At 76.1% G+C, this 590-nt stretch carries 1 protein-coding gene; it reads left to right on the top strand.

Features of this window, described 5'->3' with window-relative positions; translation table 11 throughout:
- On the top strand, window positions 1-590 hold a 590-nt coding region (locus ACSNN9_RS28590), incomplete at both ends, for a phosphatase PAP2 family protein (RefSeq protein ID WP_436676408.1).

Genomic DNA, 590 nt, shown 5'->3' with positions numbered 1-590 from the left:
CCGGCCGGGGCCTCCGGCTCGCCCGGTTCGTGACCGAGCTGACCGCGCCCGCGGTGCTGGTCTCGGCGCTGACGCTGGCGGTCGGCTGGCACAGCGCCCAGGGCGCGCACGGCCTGGCCTGGGGGCTGCTGGCCACGCTCTTCGTCAGCGGGATCCCGTTCGCGTACATCCTCGGCGGGGTGCGGCGGGGCCGGCTGACCGACCATCACGTGGGGGTACGCGAGCAGCGTCGGGTCCCGCTGCTGTTCGGGCTCTGCTCGGTCGCCGCCGGGCTGTCCCTGCTGGCGGTGCTCGGCGCGCCGCGCCCGGTGCTGGCCCTGGCCGCGGCCGGGCTCGTCGGCCTGGTGGTCGCCGTGACGGTGAGCCACTGGTGGAAGATGTCGATCCACTCGGCGGTGGCCGCCGGGTCGGTGGTCGTGCTGGTGCTCACGTTCGGGGCCGGGTTGCTGGCGGCGGCGCCGCTGCTCGTACTGGTCGGCTGGTCCCGGGTCCGCCTACGCGATCACACGGTGCCCCAGGTGGTCGCGGGGCTCGCCCTCGGCGCCCTGGTCGCCTGGATCGAGGCCAACCGCCACCGCCTGACCGACGAC

The sequence above is a fragment of the Micromonospora sp. URMC 107 genome, from assembly GCF_051386315.1.
Classification (GTDB): domain Bacteria; phylum Actinomycetota; class Actinomycetes; order Mycobacteriales; family Micromonosporaceae; genus Micromonospora.
This window is presented reverse-complemented; position numbering and strand designations above follow the sequence as displayed.